The following is a 509-nucleotide window of genomic DNA, read 5'->3' as shown; positions in this document are numbered from 1 at the left end:
AAAAGCAGGATTGAGACCAGGTGCTGAAATTATATGGCTATATGACGAAGAAACTAGGCAAATCTTATTAATGGAAAAGCCAGATAGTTTTGCAAAAGTTATGAGAGGATTAGGAAAGGAATTATGGAACAATATTGACACTAATGAATATATAAAAGAGGAAAGAGAATCATGGGAATAAACAATAGAGAAACTATATTACTCGACACTAATTGTTTTATATATTATTTTGAAGATAATCATAATTATGCAGATAAATTGGAGAAAATTTTTATAGATATACAAGATGGTAGAAATGAAGCTTTTATGTCAATAGTATCTTTTATGGAGATATTAGTAAAACCTAAAAAAGATAATAATGTCTTTTTAGAAAATAGGTACAAATTAATATTGTCCAATTACCCAAATCTCTCAATTATTGATGTGGATTATAAAATTGCAGATATAGCATCAAGGCTTAGGGCTAATTATAATATTAAAACTCCAGATGCGATAATTTTAGCTACAGG

General features: G+C 27.9%; 1 protein-coding gene and 1 pseudogene. Both read left to right on the top strand.

Annotation, left to right across the window (positions count from 1 at the left end; translation table 11 throughout):
• Positions 1-181 (top strand): annotated as a pseudogene (locus C3E90_RS04755) (hypothetical protein); the annotation flags it as partial.
• On the top strand, positions 172-509 hold a 338-nt coding region (locus C3E90_RS04750; RefSeq protein WP_236914523.1), incomplete at its 3' end, for a type II toxin-antitoxin system VapC family toxin. The pseudogene C3E90_RS04755 and the gene C3E90_RS04750, both read left to right, overlap by 10 nt.

The organism is Clostridium sp. Cult2 (assembly GCF_021655075.1).
In the GTDB taxonomy this organism is placed as follows: Bacteria; Bacillota; Clostridia; order Tissierellales; family Tepidimicrobiaceae; genus Schnuerera.
This window is presented reverse-complemented; position numbering and strand designations above follow the sequence as displayed.